Below are 26,646 nucleotides of genomic sequence, written 5' to 3'. Positions count from 1 at the left end.
CGAGGCGATCGCATTTGACGGTAACATTGCAGTCCCAATCTTTATTGGTGACGGAAAATTTAACGGTGGGCTACCAACGGCGTGCCTTACTTCAAGATCTCAATGTGGCGATCGCCCAGGGACAGTTTGTCTGTTTAGTGGGGGCGAATGGATCGGGAAAATCGACTTTGATTCGGACGTTGGCGGGTCTGGAGTCCCCCCAAGCGGGTCAGGTTTGGCTGAATGGGACACCCTTGACGGCCCTCAATGCGGCCCAGCGCGCCCAACGCCTGAGCTTGGTTTTAACGGAACGGGTTGATCTCCCTTGGATGTCGGTTACAGAACTGGTTGCCCTGGGGCGTTATCCCTATACCGATTGGCAAGGGCGTTTGGGGCCAACGGATCGACAGATTGTCCGGGAGGCGATCGCCGCTGTTGGTTTAACGAACCTCCAGGCCCAACCCCTGAATAACATTAGCGACGGGGAAAGACAAAAAGCGATGATTGCGCGGGCCTTGGCCCAGGCGACGGATTTAATGTTGCTGGATGAACCGACGGCCTATCTCGATGTACCTCGTCGAGTGGAAGTGATGCAATTGTTGCGGTTTTTGGCGCACCAACAAGGGCGCACCGTTTTGATGTCTACCCATGACCTCGATTTAGCCCTGCGGAGTGCGGATCAGCTCTGGCTCATTACCCCCAGCCAAAGGTTAGTAGTGGGTACACCGGAGGAATTAGCCCTAGAGGGATATTTGGGGACAACTTTTAGTAGCGATCGCTTTTATTTTGATCAAATGAGTGGTCAGTTTCAGTTACAGTACCAGCGGCGATCGCCCATCCAATTCACCGGCCAAGGCTTGGCGGCCACCTGGACAGAACGCGCCTTGACGCGTCTGGGGGTTTGAAGCCGTACAGACCCCCTGGCCATTGCGTCTTGATCTCCAGGAACAGGCGACTTGTTGGATTTTGTCCCAAGGCGAATCGCAAATGCAATTCATGAGCCTTGGAGCACTCAGCGCCCATCTCCAAGCTTTACAATGGGAAAGCTGTTGACCGAAGCAACCATGGCAGAGATCAAAATTCCCCAACGCGACATCCTCAGTCTTAATTTGGCCCCCCTGAAAACCCTGGTGCAATCGATCCTGCTCGATGAGGCCCTCGCAGACCATGAGCAAAAGTTTCAGTTAAAGATTGATTTTCCCCAGGAAGCGAATGATCCCCGTGAACTCTCAGAAATCCCAGAAATTCGTCTCTGGTTTGTGCGTCTCGATGCGATCTTTCCTTGGTTTCCGTTCCTCCTCGACTGGAAAGCAGGGGAATTAGGCCGTTATACGGCGATGCTCGTGCCCCATCAATTTCATCGCACCGAAGGGATTCAATATAATCCCGAAGCCCTCGAAATTTTTGTGATGAGTAAAGTATTTTGCCTCAGTGAGACTTTACCGAAATTCGGCATTCAACCTCAGTCACGGGTAAAGGCGATCGCCCAATTATTAGGCTACGAACTAGACGACGACTTTTTAAATGATCTCAGCTAAATTAAATTCCCGCACCATCTAAATATTGTTGAATTTCTCGGTCAGACAAGCGACAGCTATCTTTGTGATTCTGACGACGGTGGGCTGTTACGAGATCCGGCTGCTGTTGACCTTGGAGGGTTTGGACTTGCTCTTCTAGGGCCTCAATGCGGTCTAAGAGGGTACGAATCACCGTTGCTTCCGAATCGGGTAGGCTGCCGTGTTCCAAAGGATTGACCTTGACCCCAGAACGATAGACGATCCGCCCCGGAATGCCGACTACTGTGCAATCCGAAGGGACATGGCGTAAGACCACTGACCCGGCCCCAATGCGCACGTTATTCCCAATTTCAATATTGCCGAGTACCTTGGCTCCCCCACCAACAACGACATTTTCACCGAGGGTCGGGTGGCGTTTTCCACTCTCTTTCCCTGTACCGCCGAGGGTGACGCCTTGGTAGATCAAGCAATAGTCACCAACAATCGCTGTTTCGCCAATGACAACGCCCATGCCATGATCAATGAAAACCCCGTGGCCAATACGGGCACCTGGGTGAATTTCAATTCCCGTTAAAAAGCGGGCGATGTGGGAAAGAAACCGGGGGATAAACGGCAGACCAGAGCGATAGAGGGCATGGGAGACGCGATGAAACAACAGCGCTTGGAGGCCCGGATAGCAAAATAGAACTTCAAGCCAGTTACGCGCAGCAGGATCCCGTTCAAAAATAATGCGGAAGTCGGCGAAGAGGGTGGAGAGCATAATGAATTCTAATCAGAGCGATAATTCATGCCAAAGGTCAAGGCCATTTTCTATAGTATCCTTTGGTTGTTCTGCCTGGGGCAATTTTTTAGATTTCATCACCCAGGGGATATTTACTTTAGGCGTCCTGACCGCAAAATACTAATGATTAGCCACAATCCTAAAAGACTGGCTGCCGCAAACAAAATTTCATTCACAATCATTAACTGACGGTTCGGCGAAATGGTAATGATCGCGGCTCCCATGATTAACGACCCCACCACAATACTGAAGGATAGGCGATTAGCGGAGTCGTCAATGCTACGGCGCAGGCCATCGAGTTCCCGCAGGTTTAAATTCCACTGGAGGGTTTCTGAGCTGAGGCGGTCGAGAATCACGTCAATCTGGCGCGGCGATCGCAAAGAAATCGTTTTCAGATCGAGGACCGTGCGGAACATGGTCTGAAATGGAGTATCCCCCACCAATTGCCGTCGGAAAATATCAGTGATCAGCGGCTTAATCTCATCGAGTAAATTAACCTCTGGATTAAAACTGCGGGCGACCCCCTCCAAATTGGCGAGACTTTTGGCATACAAACCCAAATTTCCCGGCAGTTTAACCTTATTGTTGCGGGCTACCTGCAAAATTTCATAGAACACCTCACTAAAATTTAACTGCGTTAAGCTCCGGTCGTAATATTTACGCAGCAGGCGATCATAGTTGGCTTCTAGGCGGGCTAAGTTCGTCGTGTGCGCCCCTTCGGATAGTTCTAGGGTCAACTGGGCACAGCTCTGGGCATCCATATCCACAATGGCCAGTAGCATCTCTGTCAGTAGTTTTTGGGTGCGCGGATCGAGGCGGCCAATCATCCCACAATCAATTAACGCCACCGTCTGACTATCGAGGTAGAAAATATTACCGGGGTGAGGATCAGCATGGAAAAAACCATCCACAAAAATTTGCTGGAAAAAAGCCCGAAACAAAATTGTCGTGATTGCTTGACGTTGTTTTTCTGAAGTGACCTCCGCTTCCAGCAAGGGCTTGCCATCGAGCCATTCCATAACCAGCAGCTTTTCGGTGGTCAGCTCCCAATAAATTTCTGGAATCGTCAGTTTTTGTTGATCAAACCAACTGCTTTTCGCTAAATTGCGCCGGAGCTGATCGGTATAACCTGCTTCAGTACGAAAATCGAGCTCCGCCTGGACAGCTTTTGTAAACTCTTTCGCGAGGGCAATTACATCATAATCTTGGCCAAATTCTGTGAGAGCAGCGAGTTCTGCAATCCCTTTGATGAGGGCAATGTCCTGGGCGACGATTTGATCGATGCCTGGCCGTTGTACCTTCAAGGCGACAGCTTGACCATTCCGCAGAACCGCCCGATGGATTTGGGCAATGGAACCCGCTGCAATGGGGTTGGGATTAATTTCTTGAAAAACGTCTTCGAGGGGTTGGGAAAGTTGCTGACGAATGGTTTGCTCAATTTCAAACCAAGGCACCGTGGGGACTTTGGCTTGGAGAGCAGTGAGGGCCTCAATGTATTTCGGGGGTAGAAGATCGGGCCTAGTGCTCAGAAGCTGTCCGAGCTTGACATAAAAAGGCCCTAGCTCCACCAGAATATTGCGAAAAACTTCAGGGGGGGGGATCTGTGGTTTATCGGCTTTACCACCAGTCAGGAGACTCTTCATGAAGTCCCAACCATTACTGAAAACAATTTCAATAATTTCCCGCTGGCGTGAACTGCTCTGGGTCAGAGAAAAAACCATGGAACACCCGATGTAGAATTAGCTTGGTCTCTACTATACGTTAGTTTTTTTAGAGGGAAGCGCCTCCATCAAGTTATTCATTTGTCCCCAAAAATGCCTAGCCCAGACTTTACCTTGGGCTCCAGAACAAATGGCAGCAGATTTTTGTAAGTAGGTTATTGAACCGTTTGGTTACGCCACAGTTCTGGATCGATCGCCACGCCATTGACATAGAGTCCCCAGTGGAGGTGAGGCCCGGTGGAAGCACCACTAGAACCGACGGTGCCGATCGCTTGACCTGCTTGGACAAAATCTCCTTCCTTGAGGTTGCTGGGAATACTGTTGAGGTGTAGGAAAACGCTAATGACGCCCTGGCCATGGTCAATACCGACGGTATTGCCGTGTACTTTAAAACCATTTTTCTCGAAGTCAATCAGGGCCACTTTGCCAGGGGCAGGAGCGACCACCGGGGAACCATAGCCTGCTGCATAGTCAATGCCGCGATGGTAGTAATCCTGGGCAAAAACGCCATTGTAGTAGCGCCGTACGCCAAAAATCGTTGAAACGCGACCACTATTCGGCCGCAGGAAAGGGCCATTCCAATGTTTTGTGGGGGAGACGATAGCTTTGAGGGCGGCGACGCGGTCAAGTTCGTATTGGGTTGCAGGGCCAGAGCCACTGCCAGAAAGGGTAATGCGCTGGGTCGGAAAACGGCGGTCTTGGATCCAAACGGCGAGGTTGCGGGTTTCGTTGCCATCACTCACCTGGAGGAGGGTTTTGCCGTGGGATTCGAGGGGAGATGTCGGAATTAAAGCTCGGTAGCGATCGCCGGCCGGATCGAGGGGGAAAACAGGATAAGTATCGGCCTGGGTCGCGCCACTTTTAGTAAAGCGTACCGTTAAAGTATCGGCCTGTTGGGGATCGAGGGTGCCGGGGGGATCAATAATTACGGCCATGCTCTCCCCAAGTTTGGGACTGCTGGGATTGACTGTGACTTGGAGTTGCGGTTCGCTGGTGGCTGATTCTGAAAACCCCACAACTAGGGCAAGGCTGGCAACGAGGGGGAGAAAACGGGGGAAAGAAACAGTCATGGTAAATTGCGTTAGGTCAACAGATTACAGGGACGGATCGCAGACGAAAAAGTTTACCGACAGTTTAAGCTTTGACGTAGGCGATCGCCTGGCGAGGAATCATAAATTCCCTAGTGGAGCTGCGGTCTACGACACAAAGATAGTGGGGATCTTGCCATAAAATTTTGCCAATGATGACATCATTGGTAAGGAGTTTAATCTCCACTTCCCCCTTTACTTTGACGAAGCTCTGGATGCGACGCACACTCGGATAGCCCGTATTAAATTCTGTCATAATGGCGAATTAACTTTTATTGATTAGCTTAACCGACAAGTATGGTGCTGGAATTTACGAAATATCAAGGTCTGGGTAATGATTTTATTCTGCTGGATAATCGCCAGCAGACGACGCCCCTCGTCACCCCGGAGCAAGCCATTCAACTATGCGATCGCCACTTCGGCATTGGTGCGGACGGTGTGATTTTCGCTCTGCCAGGCCAGGCTGGTGCCGACTATACCATGCGCATTTTCAATTCCGACGGTTCTGAACCGGAAATGTGCGGCAACGGGATTCGTTGTTTAGCCCGCTTCATTGACCACCTAGAGGGGGGAAATGCCCCCGGCAAAACCTACAGCATCCATACCCTGGCGGGGATGATTCGACCCCGTTTAGAAACTGACGCACTCGTGCGGGTTGATATGGGTGAACCGATTCTCACGGCAACGGATATTCCCACCACCCTAAAAGACAGTAATGGCCAAGCCGTTAATCAGCCCCTCGAAGTGGCCGGAAAAACATGGATGGTGACCTGTGTGAGCATGGGGAACCCCCACTGCATTACCTTTGTCGAAGATGTGGCGGCGATCGCCCTAGAGGTGATTGGTAAAGATTTTGAGCACCACCCGGCTTTTCCCCAACGGATCAATACCGAGTTTATTGAAGTGGTACGTCCCGACTACATCAAAATGCGGGTCTGGGAACGGGGCGCGGGGATTACTCTCGCTTGTGGGACAGGGGCCTGTGCGTCGGTGGTGGCTGGGGTCTTAACGGGCCATTGCGATCGCCTTTGTACCGTAGAACTACCGGGGGGCTGTCTCCAGATCGAATGGTCAGCAGCAGACAATCACATCTATATGACCGGGCCAGCAGCCATTAGCTTCCAGGGTCAAGTGACCCTCTAGGCACTGGGGGCGATCGGCAAGCGAAACGAAAACGTCGATCCTTCCATCCAACGGCTTTCAATCTCTAGGGCAGTGCCCATCTGGTTGAGGTAAGTCTGACAGAGCAATAACCCCAGGCCAGTCCCTTTTTCATTGTCGGTGCCTGGGGCTGACAGCTGATAGCTATGGCTACGAATTTTTTTAAGGGTTTCGGGCTTCATTCCCAGCCCCGTATCCCGAACCCCCAATTCTACATATTGACCACTCCGGCGCGCGAACAAGGTGATCGTTTCACCGTGACGGGAATATTTCACCGCATTGCCCAGGAAATTACGCAGCACAACCCCGATAAGCTCTAAATTGCCTAGGACTTGTAATTGGGGCTCCATTTCAACTTGTAAGGTCACATTTTTTCGTTGGGCGCAGTCCTGGCACCAGGGCAACACATGGGCGGCGATCGCCTCGACTTTGATCATCTCAATGGGAACCACTTCCGTCTGGAGTTGCTGCTGCGCCCATTGCAACATCTGCATCACCTTCATTTCTGTTTGGTCAAACTTGTTGCAGACTTCGGGAATTAAAATTTCTAGCTCCTCCGGCTCTAGGGCCTGGGCGGCCAAGAGTTCTATCACCGACCGGAAACTAATCAGGGGACTGCGCAGATCGTGGGACAACACCGCTAACAGTTGATCCTTGAGGTTATTGCTTCGATCTAGGGATTGTACTTGCACCGTGAGCAGCTTAATTTTGTTTTGCTTGCGTTTTAGATTACGGCGTAAACGGAGCAAATCTTCTACCTGGTGCGCCAGCATTTGCAGCAGTTCCCGTTCAGTGGCCGTCAATTTACGGGGTTGTTCATCAATTAAACACAGGGTACCCAGGGGATAGCCGTCCCCAGAGCGGATGGGATGACCCGCATAGAAACGAATATAGGGTTTTCCAGTGACAAGGGGATTGTCCCAAAAGCGTTCATCGGCTAAGGTATCCGGGATTTCAAAAATGTCTGCCCTCTGAATTGCGTGGCCACAAAAGGAAATATTGCGGGGGGTTTCGCTCGCTGCCAAGCCGACCTTAGCCTTAAACCACTGCCGACAATCATCCACGAGGGAAATCAAAACGATTTTGACCCCAAACAGTCGCGCCGCGAGGTTGACAATGCGATTAAATTCAGGCTCCTGGGGGGTATCTAAAAGATCCTGTTGGAACAATGATTTGAGGCGTTCTGCTTCATGGGGCAAAGGTTCGGGGGTTCGCATCACTTCAGGATTTCCTTACTGCTGTGAAAAGATTATTTTCTCTCTCCAAGGTACCCAAACTAGAAATATTTTGTGCGCCCCTGAAACCTCAAAGGAGCCTTCAAATCAAGTCTCTGTCGCTAGGGGATCACTTTGGCTCAATTTTTAAATGACCTTTAGAGGGTCGCAAAGGCTGGGGCGATCGCCAAATTACTGGTGACCGTTTGCACATCATCAAGGGCTTCGATCGTTTCGATCATTTTGAGGATCGTTTGGATCTGTACTTCGTCGGTGAGGTTCATTTCTGTCTCCGGGAACCAGCGCAACTCCGCCTCTTTCACCGTAAAGCCCGCATCCTGCAAGGTTTGGTTGAGGTGTTCTAGGTTCTCAACGGCACTGAGGACTTCCACCTCATCGCTGTCTTCGATGGCACTATAACCTTCTGCTTCGCCAATTAAGGAAGCTTCTAGTAGGGCTTCTTCGTCGATCTCCCCCGTGAGCGTCACCACACCTTTGTGGCTAAACATCCAGCTCACACAACCCGTTTCTCCCAAATTGCCACCATTTTTGCTAAAGGCAGAACGTAAATCCGCCGCTGTGCGGTTGCGGTTGTCGGTGAGGGCTTCGATCAAAATGGCCACGCCCCCGGCCCCATAGCCTTCGTAACGGATTTCTTCGTAATTGGCTTCGCCATCATTATAGGTACCCGCTCCCTTGGCGATCGCCCGTTCGATATTTTCATTGGGGATGCCCGCAGCCTTCGCTTTTTCAATGGCAGTACGGAGTTGAAAATTCCCCGCCGGATCAGGGAGACCATGGCGAGCCGCAACAATGATCGCCCGGGATAACTGAGTAAACGTTTTCCCCTTCTTGGCATCAACCCGTGCCTTTTGTCGTTTAATATTTGCCCACTTACTATGTCCAGCCATGGTGAATGCTCAAATCAAATCATCACTGTTGCTTTCTTCTTAAACCATAACAGGCCACCAATACACAGCAGATTTTGAACCTGTCAGTAAAACTTTACCTTAGGTAATCCACCCGAAAGATTAGGTTATCCTGATTGTAATTGACAATTCCTGTATTTTTTGACCAGCGTTGGATGGGGGCACCAGTGAGCAACAACAGTCATAATGAAGCACATAACTATCAAGATTCTGAGTTTGAAGACGAACTCCTAGAACTGTTTGAAGACCTCGACGCAGAAACCTCTGCCCCCCCAGCGACCGATTTTCCCAAGGAGCCAGCGACCGATTTTCCCAAGGAGATCGATCCGAAAGTTTCATTTATCAGCTTCGCAAATAACTTTGAAGAACTTTTAGCCTTCGAGGAAGTGACCTCCCCCCAGTCCCAAACGCCTCAGCAAGCCTCGTCCCAAAACGAAGCAGACCTCGAAGCCGACTTAGAAGCTCTCCTCCAAGATACTGATCCCAACCAACCCTCCGAAACAGAAACTTACGCCACCGAGAGCGAACCTTATTTTCCCCTCGAAGACCCCGTTTCCCCGCCCCTCAAACGCCCCAAGGCCATTTCCTCCAAGATCTCCCCGGTTACCAACGGTCAGATCACCTACTACCCTGCCCTAGAGGATCTCGGTCAATACCTAGAAGTATCACCAAGCTCGTCGGCCAATTCTGTTGACTGGCAAGCCCTCACCCAACTCATTGAACAAACTCCGAGCGCTCCTAGCCCTAGTCCCTCTCCCAAAAAACGCCCCCAAATTGCCATTTCCAAACAGACGGACTTTGGTGAATTAGAAGCCCTGCTCCAACAGGCAGACACCATGGGAGGGCCTCCCATTACTACCACCAGCGGCCCTAGTACAAATCGTCAACGCTCCCAAAAGGTCAACAGCTTTGAGCAGACCATGCGGATTCCCGTCAAGCAACTCGATAACCTCAGTAACTTGATGGGAGAACTCGTTGTCAACCGCAATACCCTCGAACAAAGCCAAGAAAAACTCCGGCAATTCCTCGACAATCTCACGGGCCAAGTCCAACGGCTCAACGACATTGGTAGCCAGATGCAAGATCTTTACGAACGCTCTCTCCTGGAGCGTTCCCTGCTAGCCAGTCGTGGTCAAAGTAGTGAATATCACTTTCCCCCAGGTTTCACCGATAAGGCGGATGCCCCCGGTCGCCATCGTTCCCAAGAATATGACCCCCTAGAAATGGATCAGTTCACCGGCTTTCACCTCCTCTCCCAGGAGATGATTGAACTGATTGTGCGGGTGCGAGAATCTTCTTCGGATATCGAATTTCTAGTCGATGACAATGAACAAGTTGCCCGTAATCTCCGGCAGGTCAGTACGCAGCTCCAGGAAGGCTTGACTAAATCACGGATGATTCCCTTTGCCCAAGCAGCCGATCGCCTGGTGCGCCCCGTCCGGGAAATTTCCCTCAAACTCAATAAGCGAGCCTCCCTCAATGTCGAAGGTCGAGAAGTGCTCATTGACAAAATGATCCTAGAGCAGCTCTATGATCCCCTGACTCACCTGATCAACAACGCCATTACCCATGGGATTGAGTCCCCGGAAGTACGCCTCAGTAAGGGTAAGCCTGCGGCGGGGGTTGTCTCCCTCAAAGCCTATATTCAGGGGAATCAAATTGTAATTGCCATTGCCGATGATGGTGCGGGGATGGATTCTGAAGCCCTCGTCCACAAAGCCCTTGAAAAAAACCTGATTACCCCTGATCAATTATCGGATCTCAGTCAACAGGATATTTATGATTTTATTTTCCATCCTGGCTTTACCACCAAGGCACAGGCCGATGACTTTTCGGGTCGGGGGGTTGGCATGGATGTGGTCCGCACGGCCCTCGGTAGTATTCGAGGCACAATCACCATTGACTCCGCCCTGGGTAAAGGTACAACGTTTACCATCCGGCTACCCCTCACCCTCAATATCTGCCGCGCTTTATTTTGTCTCAATCGCCACGCCCGCATTGCTCTGCCCATGGATGGGGTTGAAGATATGCAGACCTACACCCTCGACCAAGTGGAACAGGAAGGCCGCAGACGTTATATTCGCTGGCGAGATTCTCGATTGCGGGTGTATCCCCTCAGTAATCTATTGACGCTCCAACGACAAATTGGGCGGGGCTCAATTTATGGAGGGGTTGGGGATCCTGACCAAATTCCCGTTGTGATCCTACGCAGTGCGGGCAATCTCCTGGCGATTCAGGTGGATCAGGTGCTAGGGGAACAGGAAATCGTGATTAAACAGATCGAGGGGCCGATTCCGAAACCAGCGGCGATCGCCGGGGCGACAGTCCTGGGGGATGGCACAGTTATGCCCGTGGTTGATGTGTTAGAGCTGATTGAACTTGCGGCCCAGGGACGGGTCAGGGCCAAGGCTACCACCTGGCAAGATAACCCGGCCTTACACTTGCTCGTACCAGAGATGGTACAAAGGGAGCCCATTGTGTTGATTGTGGATGATTCGATCACGGTGCGCGAACTCCTCTCGATGAGTTTCACAAAGGCTGGCTATCGGGTTGAGCAGGCCCGGGACGGCCAGGAAGCTTGGGAAAAACTGCGGGGAGGCTTACCCTGTGAACTGGTCTTTTGCGATATTGAGATGCCGCGCATGGATGGCTTGGAGCTATTATCTCGCATTCAAAAAGACCCGAATTTAGAAAAAATTCCGGTGGCCATGCTGACATCAAGGGGGGCAGATCGCCACCGACAAATGGCCGCTGAACTGGGGGCGAGTGCCTATTTCACGAAACCCTATTTAGAAGAAGTGCTGTTGGATGCGGCCCAAAAAATGCGCCAAGGAGACGTGTTACTGCCGGGCAGTACGAAACAGCCCACGGTCTCGGAGCCTGGGGACGGGATGGGCGATTTTGAACCCCTAGATGATGCGTCGGTAAAAATAACGGCCCCAAGGATTTTGATTGTGGATGATTCGGTGACGGTGCGAGAATTGTTAGCCATTACCTTCCAAAAGGCGGGCTACCATGTGGAGCGGGCCCGGGATGGAGAAGAGGCTCTAGAGCAGTTGTTGGAAAATCCCGATTTTAGTTTGGTGTTCTGTGATATTGAGATGCCGCGCCTAGATGGTTTAGCGTTGCTCGAAGAAATTCAACAATATCCTGAATTGGCCCACATTCCCATTGCGATGTTGACCTCGCGCGGGGCCGGACGACACCGGAAAATTGCGGCGGACCGGGGGGCAAAGGCCTATTTCACAAAGCCCTATGTGGAAGATCATTTGCTAGAGGCAGCGGCCCGGTTAATGGCTGGGGAAATTTTACTAGACGAAAATGGTAAGGTGGTGGCGTAACTTTGGGCTGGCGATCGCCGTCTATATTTTCATCAATTGTTTTAGGTGTCAGGGGACTCGCCATGGTGCGCAGTGCTAAATTTCAGGGGCAGTGGCTCGGATTGGGGCTATGGATCGGACTTGGACTATGGGGGCCGGGGGCTTTGCCCGGTAATGCCGTTGAGATCGAAGTGGGCATTGTCCAACGATTCGGAGAAGAGCAAAACGATACTTTGACCATCTCCAGTCTGTCGGGCGATCGCCTTGAGGTGGACATTATCAGCGGCGGCCAACAACAGACGCTCCAGACCAATCAAGTCACCCTAGAGGTCGCCCAGCAACCCTTGCCCCAGGCGGAATTAGCGGAATATATCGTCCTCAGTGACCAGGGTACCTTTGAGACGGCAGAGGACAGCGCCAAATTTTGGCGTTCCCTCGGCATTGAAGTAGAAATTACCCAACCCGGTCGCTGGCAAGTGTGGGCGAAACGGGATGTCTACCAAACGCCTCTCCTCCGGCGGTTGTTGCTCCAGGAATTAAAAGCGAAGGGTTACACCACCCCTTATCTCAGTTCGACGGTGCGTACCGAAAAGGCGATCGCCTCCTTTGTGGTGGGGGGGTACCGGTACAATCGGGCCAATGTGGCGATCCGTTCGCGCAACGGTTTGTTTAATGTCCAAGAAGATGGCGGCCCAGAAAGTCGCTTTGCCGGGGAACTGAGGCTCCAGCCCAACGCCTACGGTACTTTTACCCTCGTTAATGACGTCGATATTGAGGTGTATTTACGGGGTGTTGTGCCCCACGAAATTGGCCCCAATGCCCCTGATAATGCCGTCGAAGCCCAGACAATCATTGCCCGCACCTACGCCCTGCGCAATTTACGGCGTTTTGAAGCTGACGATTACGAACTTTGTGCCACGATCCATTGCCAAGTTTATAAAGGTCTCCAGGGCACTAGTCCCCGCATTGACCAGGCGATCGCCCGCACTAAAGGTTTAGTGCTCACCTACAACAACGAATTAGTCGATGCCCTGTATTCCTCTACCACTGGCGGCGTAACCGCTTCCTTTAGCGATGTGTGGGATGGGGCAGAGCGGCCTTATCTCAAAGCCGTGATTGATTCTCCAAATCCAGTCTGGGATCTAAAAGGCAACTCCCTCGCTGATGAACAGGCTTTTCGGAAATTTATCGCTCTCAACCAAGGCTTTAACGAAACGGGGCGGACTGTCTTTCGCTGGGAAAGATCCGCCACTCTCCAGGAATTAGCCACAACCCTGCAAACCTACCTAGAGCGCACCCAAAATCCCCTCGCGGGCATTCAAACGGTACAAAAATTAGAGATTAAGCGGCGATCGCCTTCGGGTCGTGTCCTGGAGTTGGATGTCACCACCGACCGGGGCATTGTCAAACTCCTGAAAAATGAAATTCGCAGTGCCCTGGGGCCGCCCCGCAGTACCCTGTTTTACCTACAACCCAACCTCAATCCCCAAAATCAACTCACGGGCTATACCTTTGTGGGCGGTGGGTTCGGCCATGGGGTCGGCATGAGTCAATATGGCTCCTACAATCTCGCTAACTTGGGCTGGTCAGCGGCGCGGATTCTCCAGTTTTACTATCCTGGCACCACCCTCCAACCCTTGGATGAGTCCATTGTCTTTTGGCGGGAAACCCCCTAGAGATAGGTGGCAACGGCGCGTAAAGAGTCAGGGATGGCGATCGCCTCAGGAAATTCTAAAGTCGTCTCCGAACTGCCGAGGTACCCGGAGGTGGTAAAGGCCATCAACATCCGCCCTAAAGCAACCCACACCACCCGGTCAAATTCCCAATCTCCCTGGCGCGGCGTATAGCAAGCAATGGATTTCAATGCCCAAAAATAACTATTGCGCACCACCGAGCCGCCTTTTTTGTAGGGGGGCAGATCATCTTGGTGAATACAGAGAATGTCATCCTGGAGAGCTACAACACGCATAAACACTGCTCGGCGAAACACACACAGGCCCATTTTAAATCACCGCAAAATTCTCAAGGTCAAGCCGAGCAGCGGCAGCGACTAATTTTTGTAATCAACGATGCGTGAAATTTCTGCTAATTTCTTGGGGGCGATCGCAATTGTGGTGTTGCGAGCAAGGGGTAAAATATGACCTTGCCCCCCGACCTAGGAGACCCCCTTTAAAATGCTCGCCAAACGAATTTTGCCTTGCCTCGATGTGAATGCTGGACGGGTTGTCAAAGGTGTGAATTTTGTCGATCTCAAGGATGCTGGCGATCCGGTAGAGTTGGCGAAGGTTTATAACGATGCGGGGGCTGACGAATTGGTTTTCCTCGACATTACCGCCACCCACGAAGACCGCGACACCATTATCGATGTGGTCTACCAAACCGCAGAACAGGTCTTTATTCCCCTCACCGTCGGCGGTGGCATCAGTACCACGGCCCAGATTAGAAACCTCCTGCGGGCCGGGGCCGATAAAGTCAGTATCAATTCTTCGGCGGTGCGGAACCCGGATTTTATCAATGAAGCAGCCGAACGGTTTGGCAATCAGTGCATTGTGGTGGCGATTGACGCCCGACGTCGGCCAGATCCGGCAAATCCGGGTTGGGATGTTTATGTGCGGGGAGGCCGCGAAAATACCGGCATTGATGCCCTGGGCTGGGCGAAGGAAATGGCCCAACGGGGCGCTGGGGAACTGCTCGTCACGAGTATGGATGCTGATGGTACCCAAGCGGGTTACGACCTCGAACTGACCAAGGCGATCGCCAATGCCGTCGAAATTCCGGTCATTGCCTCCGGGGGAGCGGGCAACACCCAGCATATTTACGAAGCCCTGACGACGGGGAAAGCAGAGGCCGCCCTTTTAGCCTCGTTGCTCCACTATGGTCAACTGACCGTCGCCGAAATCAAGACCTACCTCCAACAGCATCAAGTGCCCGTGCGCCCAACCCAAATTACTCAGTAAGGGGCAGTAATCGTTGGCCGTAAACCAAGGCTTGGTGGCAATAAACGAGTCCTTCGGCTCGGCTGGCGATCGCCTGAGGTTTGAGCATTAATTTTTCCTGGGGGAGCACACCAATTTTCGCTTGGAGAGCTGTCGCCACCGCTGCCTGGGCATAGGGGGGAATTTCTTCCTGATCTGCGTAGTGTTCTGTTAGGGCGATGTCCCCTGGTGGTAAACGCAGGCCCTGGGCGATCGCCACGAGGAGATGGACGCGCCGTAAGGGTTGCTGGGGTTGGAAAGTATGGTCAGGAAAACCAGAGAAAAAACAGCCTTGATATCCCTGTTGAATGGCCTCGGCGGCAGGCAAATGGGACGGCACATCGAAAAATTGTTTCCGGGGCCGTCGGGGACTAGGGTGAAATATGGCCTGGATCCACAGGGCAAACTGGGCGCGATTGAGGGGCTGATCGGGGAAAAATTGGCCCTGGGCTGAACCGTGAATGTAACCAAGATTGGCGATCGCCTGGATAAAGGGCTTGGCCCAGTGGTTTTGCACATCGGTAAAAGTCGGCAGATAGGGCAGCGGATCGACCAACCCAGGCGCAGCCAAAACGGGTAATTCCCTCTGTAAAACCAAGGCTTGGTGCAAAAAAGCAGCCATTTCTCCCCAGGTGATTCGCTGGAGGGGTCGCAGATCAACTTGGGGCTGGGTCACGACCAAATGGTGTTGGGTTGCAGCGGCGATCGCCCCCATCACCGTCGAAGGAATCTGGACATAGTCTCGAAAAGCCCGTAATACCGCTGGATTCCCTGGACTCAACCCTAAACCCCGTACCAACGCTTCTAGCACTTCAAACCGTTTCAGCACAGCTTGGGGGCGAAAGGTGTTATCGGGATAACCCGTCAAAAATCCCATGGAGACCGCTTGGGCGATCGCCGCTTGGTCTTGGCGCGCAACATCTGGGAATTCCGGCACAAAAGTGCCCCAAGGTCGTGGCAGATCAAAGCATTGGGCTAGCACCCTGGCAAACTCAGTCCGGGTCAGTGGTCGAGCCGGATCAAACCCAGACCCAAACCAAGCTCCTAAACCTTTAATGGTGGCAAGCTGATTACTAAACGGCATGGCCCAATGGTCAAGGGAGGGAACCAGGGGATCAGGATTTGAGTGATTCATATTGGGCATAGCTAGGGATGCAACCGAGGCAAATCACTCGGCCACGGATTGAACACAGGCGCAAATTGTCCCCATGATAGATTCTTCCGCAGGACTTGCCAGATTTTTGTCAGATTATTGAGTTCTGGCCCTTTTCCTTTCTTGAGGTTTGTAACATCCGGAACAAAAAGCCCCAAAATCAATGCAGTAAACTCATTGGGCACATGACAGGAAAACATTTAACCAAGGGGATGACCCATGCGCCTGGAGCAATTGCAAGCATTTTTGGCGATCGCCGCCACCGGAAATTTTGGTCAAGCAGCCCAGCAATGTGGCGTCACCCAATCCACCGTCAGTCGCCAAATTCAAAGCCTTGAGGCCGCCGTCGGGATGCCCCTTTTTCACCGCAGTGCCCAGGTTAAACTCACCCTGGCGGGGGAACGGTTTCTGCCCTACGCCCGCAAAATTTGTAGCAGTTGGGACAATGCCCGTGCCGAAATCAACGATCTCCTCGCGGGTAATCAATCGGAACTCTGCGTCGCTGCCATTCACTCCGTCTGTGCCTACCATCTGCCGCCCGTACTCCAACAATTTTGTCGGATGTACCCCCAAACCCAACTGCGAGTCACTGCCCTCGGTAGCGATCGCGCCCTAAAAGTGCTGCGGGATAGCCTTGTGGATGTGGCCATTGTCATGAATAATCGCTTTCTCACCGCCAGCCCCGATATGGTCGTGATGCCCCTCTACAAGGAAAGCGTTGAAGTCCTCCTCAGCAGACATCATCCCCTCGCCCAAAAGGAGAAATTAAGCTGGATCGATATCGCGAGCTACCCCCAAGTGGTCTTTAAGGACGGCTACGGTATGCAACGCTACGTGCAAGATCAGCTCGCCAACCACGGCCTCGCCCCCACGGCCACCGTTGAACTCAATAGCCTCGATGCCTTCCGTGGCCTGGTACGCCAGGGTGATATGATTGCCCTCTTGCCCCAATCTGCTCTCGTCGAAGCCCGTACTGATTCTGCCCTCGTGGTCAAACCTCTGCCCGATGCCATGGATATGCGGGAAGTTGTCCTCGTCACGACTAGCGATCGCCTAGAGATTCCCCCAATTCAATATTTTTGTAGTCTCATTACCCAACTTCTTTCCCAACCGCGCCTCGATACCCTCAGTGCCTAGGTCTCGGTTTAGAAAAAGACCCATAAAAAAATTGCCCCGACCAGGGTCAGAGCAAGGAACTGAGGTGACAGCCCACCATTGGTGTAAGTTAGTTGCCGTCAACTAATTTAGAGATCCACTTCGCTCAGTTCACGGGTCATGTGGTCAAACGGTTCATCAATAAAAGCCGTATTCGCAATGCCAGCCGCCGCCGCCATTTCCTTAATCGCATCCTTGAGGAATTGAATTCCCCGAACCGTCGGTGCAATGGGCACCCCTAGGGAATTATAGGTTTCTCTCAAACCCTGTAGGACCCGCTCGTTGAGAACGTCCATATCCCCAGCAATTAAGGCATAGGTGCCATAGCGGAGGTAGTAGTCCATATCCCGCAAGCAAGCAGAAAAGCGACGGGTCGTATAGGCATTGCCCCCAGCTAAGAGCAGTTCAGGGACCGCTTCAAAGAGACTATTGGCCGCGGCCTTGACGATCTCCGCAGATTGACTATTGATCATCGCCGCAACGGTGATTCGGTCATTCCCCGAAGCAAAGTAGTCTTTGAGGCTCTCGATGGCATCACGGTCAAAGTAACGCCCGGTGGTATCGTAATTTCTGATCAGACTTGTAACAGCGTCCCGCATTAAATTTTCTCCGAACAGCAGTTTTATTAAGCGCGTTTAGAAAAGGATCATCCCAGGGGGATGAGAAGCTTCGTTTTATATTGACATACTCCCATGACTGAAGTACATGGTTTTTCCTTCGGGTAAAGACCCCAGGACGAGCCTGTTTTACGTCGCCCAAAGGAGTGGAGGATGTCTTCTCTCGTAATTTTATACGGCATTTATAATCCCAGGTTTCGGGCCGTATTGATTACATTTCTTTAAAAAAAATAATAAAACTGCTCTAAATCTGAGATCTAAAAGACGATTTTTGTTTTTCCCAAGCTGTACCGAGGCTGTGGCCATCCATGCCAGATGGGGCGACTTTCTGTAAATATTTTGGTGAAATTTTGGCGATCGCCTGACCCAGAGCTTTAAATCTAACCTACCCTGACAGTAAACAGTTCCTGGGCCGCAACCAGTGGAGATGTGACCCAGACTACAACGAACTGCCATAACTCTTTCTAGGATCAAGCGAACTGTGTCGGCGTGAATCCCATCGCTTGCCGGATCCTAGCAGTGAAGATTAAGAATTGTTTGTGAGGCACCCCACCATGACCCAGACAGCAACCGATGTTTTACGGCTGATCCAAGAGGAAAATATTCAAATTATTGACCTCAAGTTTGTTGATCTGCCAGGCATTTGGCAACATTGCTCGTTTTACCAAGATCAACTGGACGAAGCTTCCTTTGTTGATGGGGTGCCCTTTGACGGTTCAAGCATTCGAGGCTGGAAAGCGATTAACGAATCTGATATGGCGATGGTGCCTGATCCCACAACCGCTTGGATCGATCCATTTTGTAAAGAAAAAACCCTCAGCCTCATTTGTTCCATCAAAGAACCCCGCACAGGGGAGTGGTACAGCCGTGATCCCCGCAGCATTGCCCAAAAAGCCGTGGATTACCTCGCTGCCTCCGGCATTGGCGATACCGCCTATTTTGGCCCCGAAGCAGAATTTTTCGTGTTTGATGATGTGCGCTTTGACCAGACGGAGAATAAAGGGTTTTATTACGTTGACAGCGTCGAGGGTCGCTGGAATTCAGGCCGCAAAGAACCGGGGGGCAATCTCGCCCACAAACCGGGCTACAAACAAGGGTATTTCCCCGTACCACCAACGGATACCCTCCAGGATATGCGCACAGAAATGCTACTGACCATGGCGAAATGCGGCGTTCCCATCGAAAAGCACCACCACGAAGTTGCCACCGGGGGCCAAAATGAATTGGGGTTTCGCTTTGCAACGCTCCTCAAGGCCGCAGATTATTTGATGACCTATAAATATGTGATCAAAAATGTCGCCCGTAAGTATGGCCGCACCGTGACATTTATGCCGAAACCACTGTTTAACGACAACGGCTCCGGGATGCACACCCACCAATCTCTCTGGAAAGAAGGTCAACCACTATTTTGGGGCGATCGCTACGCCAATCTCAGTCAACTGGCACTCCATTACATTGGTGGCATCCTCAAACACGCCCCAGCCCTGCTCGCTTTTTCTAATCCCAGTACCAACTCATACAAACGTCTTGTTCCCGGCTTCGAGGCCCCGGTGAATTTAGCCTATTCCCAAGGAAATCGTTCGGCGTCGGTGCGCATTCCCCTGTCTGGGCCAAACCCCAAAGCCAAACGCCTTGAATTCCGTTGCCCTGATGCCACGGCCAACCCCTATCTAGCCTTTGCGGCGATGCTCTGTGCGGGTATTGATGGCATTAAAAACGCCATTGATCCAGGTGATCCCCTAGATGTCGATATCTACGATTTGACCCCAGAGGAACTGAGCAAAATTCCTTCAACCCCCGCTTCCCTAGAAGCTGCCCTCGAAGCCCTCCAACAGGATCACGACTTTTTAACAGCAGGCGGTGTCTTTACGACAGATTTCATTGAGAATTGGATTGAGTACAAATTAGACGCCGAAGTGAATCCCCTCCGGTTACGGCCCCATCCCTACGAATTTGCCCTTTATTACGATTGCTAAACGGCAACCTAGCTCCATAAAAAATCCCACTGCCGATGGTAGTGGGAAACAAATTAATTTATTTGTGACGACAGCTAGACTAAATGGCTGTGTCGAGTAGTAATGCTACGAAAAATGCTTTAGTAGCGGCTACGGCCACCCCCACGGGAAGCCGGACGACGGTCTTCACGGGGTTTTGCTTTGTTAACCTTGAGGTCACGACCCATCCATTCAGCACCATCTAGGGCTTCAATGGCCGCATTTTCTTCGTCTTCGCTAGACATTTCCACAAAGGCGAATCCTCTCGGTCTGCCAGTTTCCCGGTCAGTGGGAACTTGGACACGGTTTACCTTGCCATATTCGGCGAAGGTTTCTTTTAGGTCCTCATCAGTAACCTGATAGGACAAATTTCCAATGTAAATCGACATAATTAACGAATATTCTTCCGAATCGGAGAATCGTAGAGGGCAGAGATTCGGAAAGCTACGCAGTCAGGAAAACTTTAGACAATCTTACTTAACTGGATCAAATCCTTATCTTGTTACGTCTGATTATAGCTGCTCGATTTGATTTTTAATCAGATGTTTCAATTTTTGAGGGTCTTGGGCAGGGAAAAGTTAATCCTACGACTCTTACTGCAAAAATTCTTTACAATCCTGGGAGGATAAGTTGCTGATTTGGGGGGGGCATTGTATGGGGTTTCCGGTTGTTTATCATCCTGATTATGTGACGCCGATTCCGGAGGAGCATCGTTTCCCGATGCCGAAGTTCCGATTATTGCATGGGTTGCTGTTGGAGGATGGGGTGATTCAACCGGAGCAAGTTTACCAACCGCAATTGCCAGATCGAGCCTGGCTAGAACTTGTCCATGAGCCGGACTATGTGACGGCCTATTGCCAGGGAACCTTGACCCCAAAGGCCCAACGGCGCATTGGTTTGCCCTGGAGTGCGGGGGTCGTCCAACGGACTTTGACGGCGGTGGGAGGAACGATTTTGACGGCACAGTTGGCCCTAGAGCATGGGTTGGCCTGTAATACGGCGGGGGGAACACACCATGCTTTTCCGGGCTATGGGTCAGGATTTTGTATTTTGAATGATTTGGCGATCGCCACCCGGACAATTCAGCAACGGGGCTTGGCGCAGCGGATTTTAATCGTTGATCTCGATGTGCATCAGGGGGACGGCACGGCGTTTATTTTCCAAGATGACCCGACGGTATTTACCTTTTCGATGCACTGCGAGGTGAATTTTCCCAGCCAAAAGCAGCGCAGTGATTTAGACCTCGGCCTACCGGAAGGATTGGACGACGATGGCTACCTGCAAATTTTGGCGCACCATCTAGAAGATCTTTTGAGTCAGGTGAAGCCGGATTTGGTGTTTTACGATGCGGGGGTGGACACCCATGTGGGCGATCGCCTCGGCAAATTAGCGATGACGAACACGGGTCTGTATCGACGGGAGCGGCTGGTGCTGAGTACCTGCTTGGCGGCGGGTTATCCCGTGGCCTGTGTGATTGGTGGGGGCTATGCAAAAAATATCCATGACCTTGTATATCGCCATTCCCTGCTCCATCGGGCAGCGCGGGATGTTTATTAAACGGCCAAAAATTCCTGGATTACAGCCTGGCTGAGTTCATGGGTACTCCCAGAAGCAACAATGCCCCCTTTCTGCATTGCGTAGTAACGGTCAGCTTGGCGCACAAAGTGTAAATGTTGTTCCACTAACAGCACAGAAATTCCTGTTTCCGCAATAATTTGTTTCACAGCCGCTTCGATTTCTAAAATGATCGACGGCTGAATTCCTTCGGTGGGTTCATCTAGGATTAGTAACTTTGGTCGGCCCATTAAAGCGCGGGCGATCGCCAACTGCTGCTGCTGACCCCCACTCAAATCGCCCCCCATCCGGTGCAGCATCTCCTTGAGCATTGGGAATAAATTCAAAATTTCTGAGGGAATATTGCTCTTATTGCGACGGCCCTTGGGTAAAGCTTCTAGGCCGAGGAGGAGATTTTCCCTAACCGTAACCCGGGGAATAATTTCTCGTCCTTGGGGAACATAGCCAATCCCAGACCGGGCACGGCGATCCGTCGCGAGGGAATTAATTTCCTGGCCCATAAAACGCAGTTTTCCGGTGCGGGGCGGCAACAATCCCATAATTGTTTTCAGAAGCGTTGTTTTGCCGACGCCATTGCGACCAATTAGACAAACCATCTCCCCTTGGGGCACATTCAAATCCACATTCCGCAAAATGTGACTTTCACCGTAATAGACATTGAGATCAGAAACATTCAGAACTGGGGCATCGTTAGCTTGGGTCATGGTTTCAGGAAAACAAAAAGGGGGAATATTGGTTCCCTAATCATAGACAGGAATTCTCCCCCCATTTCGTAACAAAAACAGCAGTATTTTTTTAAATGCGTCCCGTGCTGCCAGATTTAGAGCTCACCACAATCGGCGATCGCAATTTCCTGTTTCGGGGCACCACTACCAGAACCTTGGGCTTCCATAGCTTTGACTACATCCATCCCTTCGATAACCTTACCGAAGACCACGTGCTTACCGTTGAGCCAAGGGGTTAAGGTCGTGGTGATGAAGAATTGGGAGCCATTGGTATTGGGGCCACGGTTCGCCATACTCAGCAAACCTGGGACATTGTGGCGCAGTTCAAAGCTTTCGTCTTCAAAAGTATCTCCATAAATGGATTCACCGCCGGTGCCGTTACCGTTGGTAAAGTCTCCCCCTTGGCACATGAATTCAGGGATCACCCGGTGGAATTTAGAGCCTTTGAAATGGAGGGGTTTGCCCCGTTTGCCGATGCCTTTTTCACCAGTGCAGAGGGCGCGGAAATTTTCAGCGGTTTTGGGGGCAACGTCGGCCCGTAGTTCAAAAACAATGCGTCCGGCACTTTCGCCGCCGATGGTGATGTCAAAAAAAACTTTGGGGTTGGGCTGTTCGCTCACGATTACTTGTCCTAAAAAATGTCGTCTCTTTAACCAAATGGTACTGCAAGGGTGGTCAGGGGCGATCGCCCGTAAAGAAATCAAGAAGTACATTCTTCATCCACAACGTTATTGGCAGTTGACATATGGCAACAGCAGAGCTAGATTGAGTATTACTATTCCAATCAAAATACAGATGACCAGTAACATGGGACGTCAATGGGCAAGCTACACCACAACAAAGAAATCGCGGCCGCCATACAAGAAGCATTAGAGCAAGGTTGGACATTCAAAAAATCTAGTGGTTCTGCCCATGCTTTTGGGGTTTTGCTTTGTCCAGAACATAATCGTTTGGGTTGTAAAAAATCAGTTCTGTCTACACCCCGCAATCCTGAAAATCATGCTAAGCAAATCAGAAAAGCCATTAAACAATGTTCCCATTCAGAAAACAATGAATAATTATGAATTTTCGTTGGTTTTAGCAAATGTTCGCGACTTTGATGAACAGCTTGTTGATCGCATTTTTGAAGCAGGCTGCGACGATGCCTCATTATTAACTCGTAATGGTGTGGTTTATTTGGATTTTGATCGTGAAGCAACTTCTTTTACTGAAGCCGTTTGGTCGGCGATTCGTCAAGTTGAAAGTATTGCTCAACCTAAGATTCGTGTCGATAGTATTCAGCCAGATGATTTAGTGACAGTGTCTGAAATAGCGCGTCGTATCCAAAAAAGTCGTGAATATGTACGTTTGCTCATTAATGGTGAAAGAGGTACAGGCAATTTTCCGTTACCTATTTCTGGAATGAGTCAAAAATCAATGATCTGGAGTTGGTCAAGGGTTTCTCAATGGCTATTTAAACAAGGTTTAGTTTCAGAAGAACAAGTGGCGATCGCCCAAGAAATTGCAGATATTAATCAATATCTCTTTCATCGAGATCATTGGCGAGAATTTAATCAACGAATGAAAAAAATTGAAGCTCATCTATTGGCTGTTTAGCTGACCTGTTCAATTTGGCGTACAGCGGTCAGGGCAGAATAACTTACCCCAGCTGTACCTTCTCCCGGATGGACAGAATCTCCCACGAGCCAAACATTTTTAAACGGTGTTCTGGTGGCGAATCCAAAGGGCGCAAAGGTAGAAATTCGCTGTCCCACGCCACCAACAAAGCCTTTGTGTCGAGCCGTATAGAAAGCAAAGGTGCGCGGCGTTCCGGCTTCTTGAACAATGATATTTTCTGGGGAAAGGTCAAAATAGCGATTTAATTTGGCGATCGCCTCCTGGGTGTAACGCTCTTTCAGTTCGGCGTAATCTTTCCCAAACCAAGGATCAGGATCGACAAAAGAGGAGGCGATAATCGTCCGGTGACCCTCTGGGGCGCGACCATCATTCGGCTTACTCACCGAAACAAAGAGGGAATTATTTTCGCCAATTGCTTGGTCATAATCATAGAGAAATTGCAGGTGAGGTGGACAATTCTTGGGAATTGCCGCTTCCTTAACCCCTAAGTAAACAACAAAGGCTCCCGATGGATCTGGCAAATTTTCAATGCGTTTTTGATAGATTTTTTTAAAAATTGATTTGGGCGGATGCTCTGAAATTTTAATTAAATCTTGAACCGTGGTGTTCGCGACTACATGATCAAAAGCTTGTGTAACAATTTCATTTTGACGCTGATCAAAGACTGTTAATTGAGGCTTGCTTTGACCCAAGTTAATTTCCTTAATGCGGTGGCGAGTGAGTAATTTCCCCCCATGTTTTTCGAGGGCTTCGATCAGGCGATCGCTCAAGGCTTGCATACTACCCTGGAGATGAAATAAACCTTGGGGCGTTTGGGAAACGGCGAGGGCCGTCGCACCGTAGAGTAGTGCAGTTTCGGAACTATCAACTTGGGAGTACAGCTTTAACTGCAAATCCAAAAAAGTTTTTAATCTTTGATCTGCGGCAACATTACATAATTTCAACGCGTCTAAAACCGTCATCAAAGCAAAGGGAACTGTGATCAACGTATTTAAACGAAATGCCTTGATTAACTGCAAAATATCCCAAGGATTACGGGGTGGCACCACCGGATCGCGGCCTTGAAATTGCCAACTCGCCGCAAATAAAATTTTTAATAAATGCCAAAAATTTTTGCTCGTGGGAAACTGTTTGAGTCGTTCAGCTTCCCACTTTTCCGCATCACGCCAAACGTTGATGGGTTCTGTTTCGCCCGGTAAAAACACCGCACAAGCCGGATCACAAACCGTTGCTTCGGGTAAAGCGACGCCCAATTCTTGAAAAATACGCTGGTGAATCCCTCCTACTTCTAAGCCCGCCACCTGGGTCGCCCCTACATCGAAGGTAAAACCCCGACGCTTAAAAGTGGACGCACAGCCCCCGGCGATCGCCGCCTGTTCATAAACCGTGACATCGTAGCCCCGTTTCGCCAACAAAGCCCCCGCCGTTAAACCGCCAATGCCCGCCCCAATGACCGCAATCTTGCTCTTACTCATCCCGAAACATCCGTTACAATTCTTTACCTTTCCCTATTGTCCAAAATTTTGCCTTTCTTGACAAAAAGGTGATCGCCCCTGATAAAGAGAGATTGCCGAACCTGCTACAGTCCGCAACTTGGTAAAGTATTTAGACAGTCACTAAACAGCCCACCCAGAGAAAAGACCTATGTTTGACGCCCTAGCCGAACGCCTAGAAGATGCCTGGAAATCCCTCCGGGGCCAGGACAAAATCAGCGAATCTAACATCAAAGAAGCCTTAAAGGAAGTTCGTCGCGCCCTCCTCGAAGCCGACGTTAACCTCCAGGTGGTCAAGGGCTTTATTTCTGATGTGGAAAAAGCGGCAGTCGGTGCAGAAGTTATTTCTGGCGTTAATCCAGGGCAACAGTTCATCAAAATTGTCTACGACGAACTCGTCAAAATCATGGGGGAAAGCAACGTTCCCCTCGCCGAAGCAGAAAATAAGCCCTCCGTAATTCTCATGGCCGGGTTGCAGGGGACGGGGAAAACCACTGCCACCGCCAAACTTTCCCTCTATCTCCGCAAGCAAAATAAAACCGCCCTGATGGTCGCAACCGACGTTTACCGTCCAGCGGCGATCGATCAGCTGAAAACCCTCGGTGAACAAATTGACGTGCCCGTGTTCGACCTGGGCAGTGACGCTAATCCCGTTGACATTGCCAAACAAGGGGTTGAAAAAGCCAAAGAACTCGGTGTTGATGTCGTCCTCGTGGATACGGCGGGTCGCTTGCAGATCGATGCCGACATGATGGCCGAACTCAAGCAAATTAAAGAAAGCATCAATCCCGACGATACATTGCTAGTCGTTGACTCGATGACGGGCCAAGAGGCTGCTAGTTTAACCCGCACTTTCCACGAAGAAATTGGCGTTACCGGGGCCATTCTCACCAAGATGGATGGGGATACCAGAGGTGGTGCGGCCCTATCTGTGCGAATGATCTCTGGCCAACCGATCAAATTTATTGGGGTTGGTGAAAAAGTAGAAGCCCTAGAACCATTCTATCCAGACCGTTTAGCGTCCCGTATCCTTAACATGGGCGATGTGCTGACCCTCGTCGAAAAGGCCCAGGAAGCCGTTGATCTGTCCGACGTCGAGGAAATGCAGGCCAAGTTACTCGAAGCCCGCTTTGACTTTGATGACTTTCTCAAGCAGATGCGCCTGTTAAAAAATATGGGCTCCCTGGGCGGCATGCTGAAGCTCATCCCTGGCATGGGCAACAAGATTGATAAAAATATGCTCGAACAGGGGGAAGTGCAACTGAAGCGCGTGGAGACCATGATCAACTCCATGACCAAAGAGGAGCGCAAAAATCCGGATGTATTAGCCCAAACGCCCAAGCGTCGTACCCGTATTGCCAAGGGCTCTGGGTTATCAGAAAAAGATGTCTCAAAACTCATTGCTGACTTTACCCGGATGCGGAAAATGATGCAGCAGATGGGTCAAGGGGGAGGTTTACCCGGCATGGGAGGACTCGGTGATCTGTTCGGTGGGGGGATGCCTGGGATGGGGGGACGTCCCGGTCGTGGTGGCGCACCGAAGAAAAAGAAAAAGGTGAAAAAGAAAAAAGGTTTTGCTGACCTCTAGGTTTTCGTTGCTACGATGAATGAAATGGTGCCAAATAAACGGAG

General features: G+C 50.8%; 25 protein-coding genes. 12 read left to right on the top strand and 13 right to left on the bottom strand.

Annotated features, from left to right (window positions below; all coding sequences use genetic code 11):
• Nucleotides 1-26 precede the first annotated feature (26 nt).
• Complete coding sequence (locus tag AACQ84_RS08400; RefSeq protein WP_339367122.1) at nucleotides 27-884, top strand: ABC transporter ATP-binding protein; 858 nt, start codon at nucleotides 27-29, stop codon at nucleotides 882-884.
• 159 nt (nucleotides 885-1,043) lie between these two features.
• Nucleotides 1,044-1,517, top strand: coding sequence for a CRR6 family NdhI maturation factor (locus AACQ84_RS08395; RefSeq protein WP_012307260.1), 474 nt, complete (start codon nucleotides 1,044-1,046; stop codon nucleotides 1,515-1,517).
• A gap of 1 nt (nucleotide 1,518) precedes the next feature.
• Here the strand turns inward: AACQ84_RS08395 and cysE are convergent, their stop codons facing one another.
• The 4 genes from cysE to AACQ84_RS08375 form a co-directional block, all read right to left on the bottom strand.
• The gene (gene cysE, locus AACQ84_RS08390) at nucleotides 1,519-2,256 is read right to left on the bottom strand and encodes a serine O-acetyltransferase (protein WP_012307259.1); all 738 of its coding nucleotides are present in this window, start codon (nucleotides 2,254-2,256) and stop codon (nucleotides 1,519-1,521) included.
• A 113-nt stretch (nucleotides 2,257-2,369) separates the two neighbouring features.
• Nucleotides 2,370-3,998: an ABC1 kinase family protein gene (locus AACQ84_RS08385; RefSeq protein WP_012307258.1), complete on the bottom strand. Its 1,629-nt coding sequence runs from the start codon at nucleotides 3,996-3,998 to the stop codon at nucleotides 2,370-2,372.
• A gap of 155 nt (nucleotides 3,999-4,153) precedes the next feature.
• The gene (locus AACQ84_RS08380; protein ID WP_012307257.1) at nucleotides 4,154-5,068 is read right to left on the bottom strand and encodes a M23 family metallopeptidase; all 915 of its coding nucleotides are present in this window, start codon (nucleotides 5,066-5,068) and stop codon (nucleotides 4,154-4,156) included.
• A gap of 64 nt (nucleotides 5,069-5,132) precedes the next feature.
• A complete protein-coding gene (locus tag AACQ84_RS08375) occupies nucleotides 5,133-5,342 on the bottom strand; it encodes an Hfq-related RNA-binding protein (RefSeq protein ID WP_012307256.1) in 210 nt (69 codons plus the stop codon).
• 41 nt (nucleotides 5,343-5,383) lie between these two features.
• On the opposite strand from AACQ84_RS08375, the gene dapF reads away from it, so the two are divergent.
• Nucleotides 5,384-6,229, top strand: coding sequence for a diaminopimelate epimerase (dapF, locus tag AACQ84_RS08370; protein WP_012307255.1), 846 nt, complete (start codon nucleotides 5,384-5,386; stop codon nucleotides 6,227-6,229).
• Here the strand turns inward: dapF and AACQ84_RS08365 are convergent.
• Nucleotides 6,226-7,464: a GAF domain-containing sensor histidine kinase gene (locus AACQ84_RS08365; protein WP_012307254.1), complete on the bottom strand. Its 1,239-nt coding sequence runs from the start codon at nucleotides 7,462-7,464 to the stop codon at nucleotides 6,226-6,228. The genes dapF and AACQ84_RS08365 overlap by 4 nt on opposite strands.
• Before the next feature lie 155 nt (nucleotides 7,465-7,619).
• Nucleotides 7,620-8,372: a YebC/PmpR family DNA-binding transcriptional regulator gene (locus tag AACQ84_RS08360; protein ID WP_012307253.1), complete on the bottom strand. Its 753-nt coding sequence runs from the start codon at nucleotides 8,370-8,372 to the stop codon at nucleotides 7,620-7,622.
• A gap of 185 nt (nucleotides 8,373-8,557) precedes the next feature.
• Between AACQ84_RS08360 and AACQ84_RS08355 the strand changes: the two genes are divergently transcribed.
• Nucleotides 8,558-11,731 carry a hybrid sensor histidine kinase/response regulator gene (locus tag AACQ84_RS08355; RefSeq protein WP_012307252.1) on the top strand — a complete coding sequence of 1,058 codons (3,174 nt, stop codon included), beginning with the start codon at nucleotides 8,558-8,560 and terminating at the stop codon, nucleotides 11,729-11,731.
• Nucleotides 11,732-11,793: 62 nt separating this feature from the next.
• Entirely contained in the window at nucleotides 11,794-13,386 is a 1,593-nt protein-coding gene (locus tag AACQ84_RS08350) for a SpoIID/LytB domain-containing protein (protein ID WP_012307251.1), read from the top strand.
• On the opposite strand, the gene AACQ84_RS08345 is transcribed toward AACQ84_RS08350, so the two are convergent.
• Nucleotides 13,383-13,679 carry a hypothetical protein gene (locus AACQ84_RS08345; protein WP_030006981.1) on the bottom strand — a complete coding sequence of 99 codons (297 nt, stop codon included), beginning with the start codon at nucleotides 13,677-13,679 and terminating at the stop codon, nucleotides 13,383-13,385. The two genes, AACQ84_RS08350 and AACQ84_RS08345, sit on opposite strands and share 4 nt — an antisense overlap.
• A 205-nt stretch (nucleotides 13,680-13,884) precedes the next feature.
• Between AACQ84_RS08345 and hisF the strand changes: the two genes are divergently transcribed.
• Nucleotides 13,885-14,667, top strand: coding sequence for an imidazole glycerol phosphate synthase subunit HisF (gene hisF / locus AACQ84_RS08340; RefSeq protein ID WP_012307249.1), 783 nt, complete (start codon nucleotides 13,885-13,887; stop codon nucleotides 14,665-14,667).
• On the opposite strand, the gene AACQ84_RS08335 is transcribed toward hisF, so the two are convergent.
• Nucleotides 14,657-15,829 (bottom strand): S-layer homology domain-containing protein, encoded by a 1,173-nt coding sequence (locus AACQ84_RS08335; protein WP_012307247.1) that lies wholly within the window; start codon nucleotides 15,827-15,829, stop codon nucleotides 14,657-14,659. The genes hisF and AACQ84_RS08335 overlap by 11 nt on opposite strands.
• 228 nt (nucleotides 15,830-16,057) lie before the next feature.
• Between AACQ84_RS08335 and AACQ84_RS08330 the strand changes: the two genes are divergently transcribed.
• On the top strand, nucleotides 16,058-16,975 hold the full coding sequence (locus AACQ84_RS08330; protein WP_012307245.1) for a LysR family transcriptional regulator: 918 nt from the start codon (nucleotides 16,058-16,060) through the stop codon (nucleotides 16,973-16,975).
• Between the two features lie 107 nt (nucleotides 16,976-17,082).
• On the opposite strand, the gene apcB is transcribed toward AACQ84_RS08330, so the two are convergent.
• Nucleotides 17,083-17,592, bottom strand: a complete 510-nt coding sequence (apcB, locus tag AACQ84_RS08325; RefSeq protein WP_012307244.1) for an allophycocyanin subunit beta — start codon at nucleotides 17,590-17,592, stop codon at nucleotides 17,083-17,085.
• A gap of 572 nt (nucleotides 17,593-18,164) precedes the next feature.
• Between apcB and glnA the strand changes: the two genes are divergently transcribed.
• Complete coding sequence (gene glnA / locus AACQ84_RS08320) at nucleotides 18,165-19,586, top strand: type I glutamate--ammonia ligase (protein WP_012307243.1); 1,422 nt, start codon at nucleotides 18,165-18,167, stop codon at nucleotides 19,584-19,586.
• Nucleotides 19,587-19,705: 119 nt separating this feature from the next.
• Here the strand turns inward: glnA and AACQ84_RS08315 are convergent, their stop codons facing one another.
• Nucleotides 19,706-19,993, bottom strand: coding sequence for an RNA recognition motif domain-containing protein (locus tag AACQ84_RS08315; protein WP_012307242.1), 288 nt, complete (start codon nucleotides 19,991-19,993; stop codon nucleotides 19,706-19,708).
• Between the two features lie 265 nt (nucleotides 19,994-20,258).
• Here AACQ84_RS08315 and AACQ84_RS08310 point away from each other — a divergent pair, with 265 nt between their 5' ends.
• The gene (locus AACQ84_RS08310) at nucleotides 20,259-21,161 is read left to right on the top strand and encodes a histone deacetylase family protein (protein ID WP_012307241.1); all 903 of its coding nucleotides are present in this window, start codon (nucleotides 20,259-20,261) and stop codon (nucleotides 21,159-21,161) included.
• Here the strand turns inward: AACQ84_RS08310 and urtE are convergent.
• Both urtE and AACQ84_RS08300 read right to left on the bottom strand, forming a co-directional pair.
• Nucleotides 21,158-21,883 (bottom strand): urea ABC transporter ATP-binding subunit UrtE, encoded by a 726-nt coding sequence (urtE, locus tag AACQ84_RS08305; protein WP_012307240.1) that lies wholly within the window; start codon nucleotides 21,881-21,883, stop codon nucleotides 21,158-21,160. The two genes, AACQ84_RS08310 and urtE, sit on opposite strands and share 4 nt — an antisense overlap.
• Nucleotides 21,884-21,999: 116 nt before the next feature.
• Nucleotides 22,000-22,617 carry a peptidylprolyl isomerase gene (locus tag AACQ84_RS08300; protein ID WP_083764449.1) on the bottom strand — a complete coding sequence of 206 codons (618 nt, stop codon included), beginning with the start codon at nucleotides 22,615-22,617 and terminating at the stop codon, nucleotides 22,000-22,002.
• A gap of 105 nt (nucleotides 22,618-22,722) precedes the next feature.
• On the opposite strand from AACQ84_RS08300, the gene AACQ84_RS08295 reads away from it, so the two are divergent.
• Nucleotides 22,723-22,962, top strand: a complete 240-nt coding sequence (locus tag AACQ84_RS08295; RefSeq protein ID WP_012307238.1) for a hypothetical protein — start codon at nucleotides 22,723-22,725, stop codon at nucleotides 22,960-22,962.
• Nucleotides 22,955-23,500, top strand: a complete 546-nt coding sequence (locus AACQ84_RS08290) for a hypothetical protein (RefSeq protein WP_012307237.1) — start codon at nucleotides 22,955-22,957, stop codon at nucleotides 23,498-23,500. The genes AACQ84_RS08295 and AACQ84_RS08290 overlap by 8 nt, the downstream gene beginning before the upstream one ends.
• On the opposite strand, the gene crtD is transcribed toward AACQ84_RS08290, so the two are convergent.
• Nucleotides 23,497-24,996, bottom strand: coding sequence for a C-3',4' desaturase CrtD (gene crtD / locus AACQ84_RS08285; RefSeq protein WP_012307236.1), 1,500 nt, complete (start codon nucleotides 24,994-24,996; stop codon nucleotides 23,497-23,499). The genes AACQ84_RS08290 and crtD overlap by 4 nt on opposite strands.
• A 169-nt stretch (nucleotides 24,997-25,165) precedes the next feature.
• Here crtD and ffh point away from each other — a divergent pair, with 169 nt between their 5' ends.
• Nucleotides 25,166-26,602, top strand: coding sequence for a signal recognition particle protein (ffh, locus tag AACQ84_RS08280; protein WP_012307235.1), 1,437 nt, complete (start codon nucleotides 25,166-25,168; stop codon nucleotides 26,600-26,602).
• The last annotated feature ends 44 nt before the right edge of the window (nucleotides 26,603-26,646 follow it).

Source organism: Picosynechococcus sp. PCC 7002, assembly GCF_963860125.1.
Taxonomy (GTDB): Bacteria; Cyanobacteriota; Cyanobacteriia; order Cyanobacteriales; family MRBY01; genus MRBY01.
The sequence above is the reverse complement of the archived record's forward strand: the minus strand, read 5'-3'. Positions and strand labels throughout refer to the sequence as shown.

Bases quoted from the DNA above. Each gene is read 5' to 3' on its own strand.
- AACQ84_RS08395 (WP_012307260.1), top strand. From the start codon at position 1,044: ATGGCAGAGATCAAAATTCCCCAACGCGACATCCTCAGTCTTAATTTG.
- cysE (WP_012307259.1), bottom strand. From the start codon at position 2,256: ATGCTCTCCACCCTCTTCGCCGACTTCCGCATTATTTTTGAACGGGAT.
- AACQ84_RS08385 (WP_012307258.1), bottom strand. From the start codon at position 3,998: ATGGTTTTTTCTCTGACCCAGAGCAGTTCACGCCAGCGGGAAATTATT.
- AACQ84_RS08380 (WP_012307257.1), bottom strand. From the start codon at position 5,068: ATGACTGTTTCTTTCCCCCGTTTTCTCCCCCTCGTTGCCAGCCTTGCC.
- AACQ84_RS08375 (WP_012307256.1), bottom strand. From the start codon at position 5,342: ATGACAGAATTTAATACGGGCTATCCGAGTGTGCGTCGCATCCAGAGC.
- dapF (WP_012307255.1), top strand. From the start codon at position 5,384: ATGGTGCTGGAATTTACGAAATATCAAGGTCTGGGTAATGATTTTATT.
- AACQ84_RS08365 (WP_012307254.1), bottom strand. From the start codon at position 7,464: ATGCGAACCCCCGAACCTTTGCCCCATGAAGCAGAACGCCTCAAATCA.
- AACQ84_RS08360 (WP_012307253.1), bottom strand. From the start codon at position 8,372: ATGGCTGGACATAGTAAGTGGGCAAATATTAAACGACAAAAGGCACGG.
- AACQ84_RS08350 (WP_012307251.1), top strand. From the start codon at position 11,794: ATGGTGCGCAGTGCTAAATTTCAGGGGCAGTGGCTCGGATTGGGGCTA.
- AACQ84_RS08345 (WP_030006981.1), bottom strand. From the start codon at position 13,679: ATGCGTGTTGTAGCTCTCCAGGATGACATTCTCTGTATTCACCAAGAT.
- hisF (WP_012307249.1), top strand. From the start codon at position 13,885: ATGCTCGCCAAACGAATTTTGCCTTGCCTCGATGTGAATGCTGGACGG.
- AACQ84_RS08335 (WP_012307247.1), bottom strand. From the start codon at position 15,829: ATGCCCAATATGAATCACTCAAATCCTGATCCCCTGGTTCCCTCCCTT.
- AACQ84_RS08330 (WP_012307245.1), top strand. From the start codon at position 16,058: ATGCGCCTGGAGCAATTGCAAGCATTTTTGGCGATCGCCGCCACCGGA.
- apcB (WP_012307244.1), bottom strand. From the start codon at position 17,592: ATGCGGGACGCTGTTACAAGTCTGATCAGAAATTACGATACCACCGGG.
- glnA (WP_012307243.1), top strand. From the start codon at position 18,165: ATGACCCAGACAGCAACCGATGTTTTACGGCTGATCCAAGAGGAAAAT.
- AACQ84_RS08315 (WP_012307242.1), bottom strand. From the start codon at position 19,993: ATGTCGATTTACATTGGAAATTTGTCCTATCAGGTTACTGATGAGGAC.
- AACQ84_RS08310 (WP_012307241.1), top strand. From the start codon at position 20,259: ATGGGGTTTCCGGTTGTTTATCATCCTGATTATGTGACGCCGATTCCG.
- urtE (WP_012307240.1), bottom strand. From the start codon at position 21,883: ATGACCCAAGCTAACGATGCCCCAGTTCTGAATGTTTCTGATCTCAAT.
- AACQ84_RS08300 (WP_083764449.1), bottom strand. From the start codon at position 22,617: ATGTACTTCTTGATTTCTTTACGGGCGATCGCCCCTGACCACCCTTGC.
- AACQ84_RS08295 (WP_012307238.1), top strand. From the start codon at position 22,723: ATGGGCAAGCTACACCACAACAAAGAAATCGCGGCCGCCATACAAGAA.
- AACQ84_RS08290 (WP_012307237.1), top strand. From the start codon at position 22,955: ATGAATAATTATGAATTTTCGTTGGTTTTAGCAAATGTTCGCGACTTT.
- crtD (WP_012307236.1), bottom strand. From the start codon at position 24,996: ATGAGTAAGAGCAAGATTGCGGTCATTGGGGCGGGCATTGGCGGTTTA.
- ffh (WP_012307235.1), top strand. From the start codon at position 25,166: ATGTTTGACGCCCTAGCCGAACGCCTAGAAGATGCCTGGAAATCCCTC.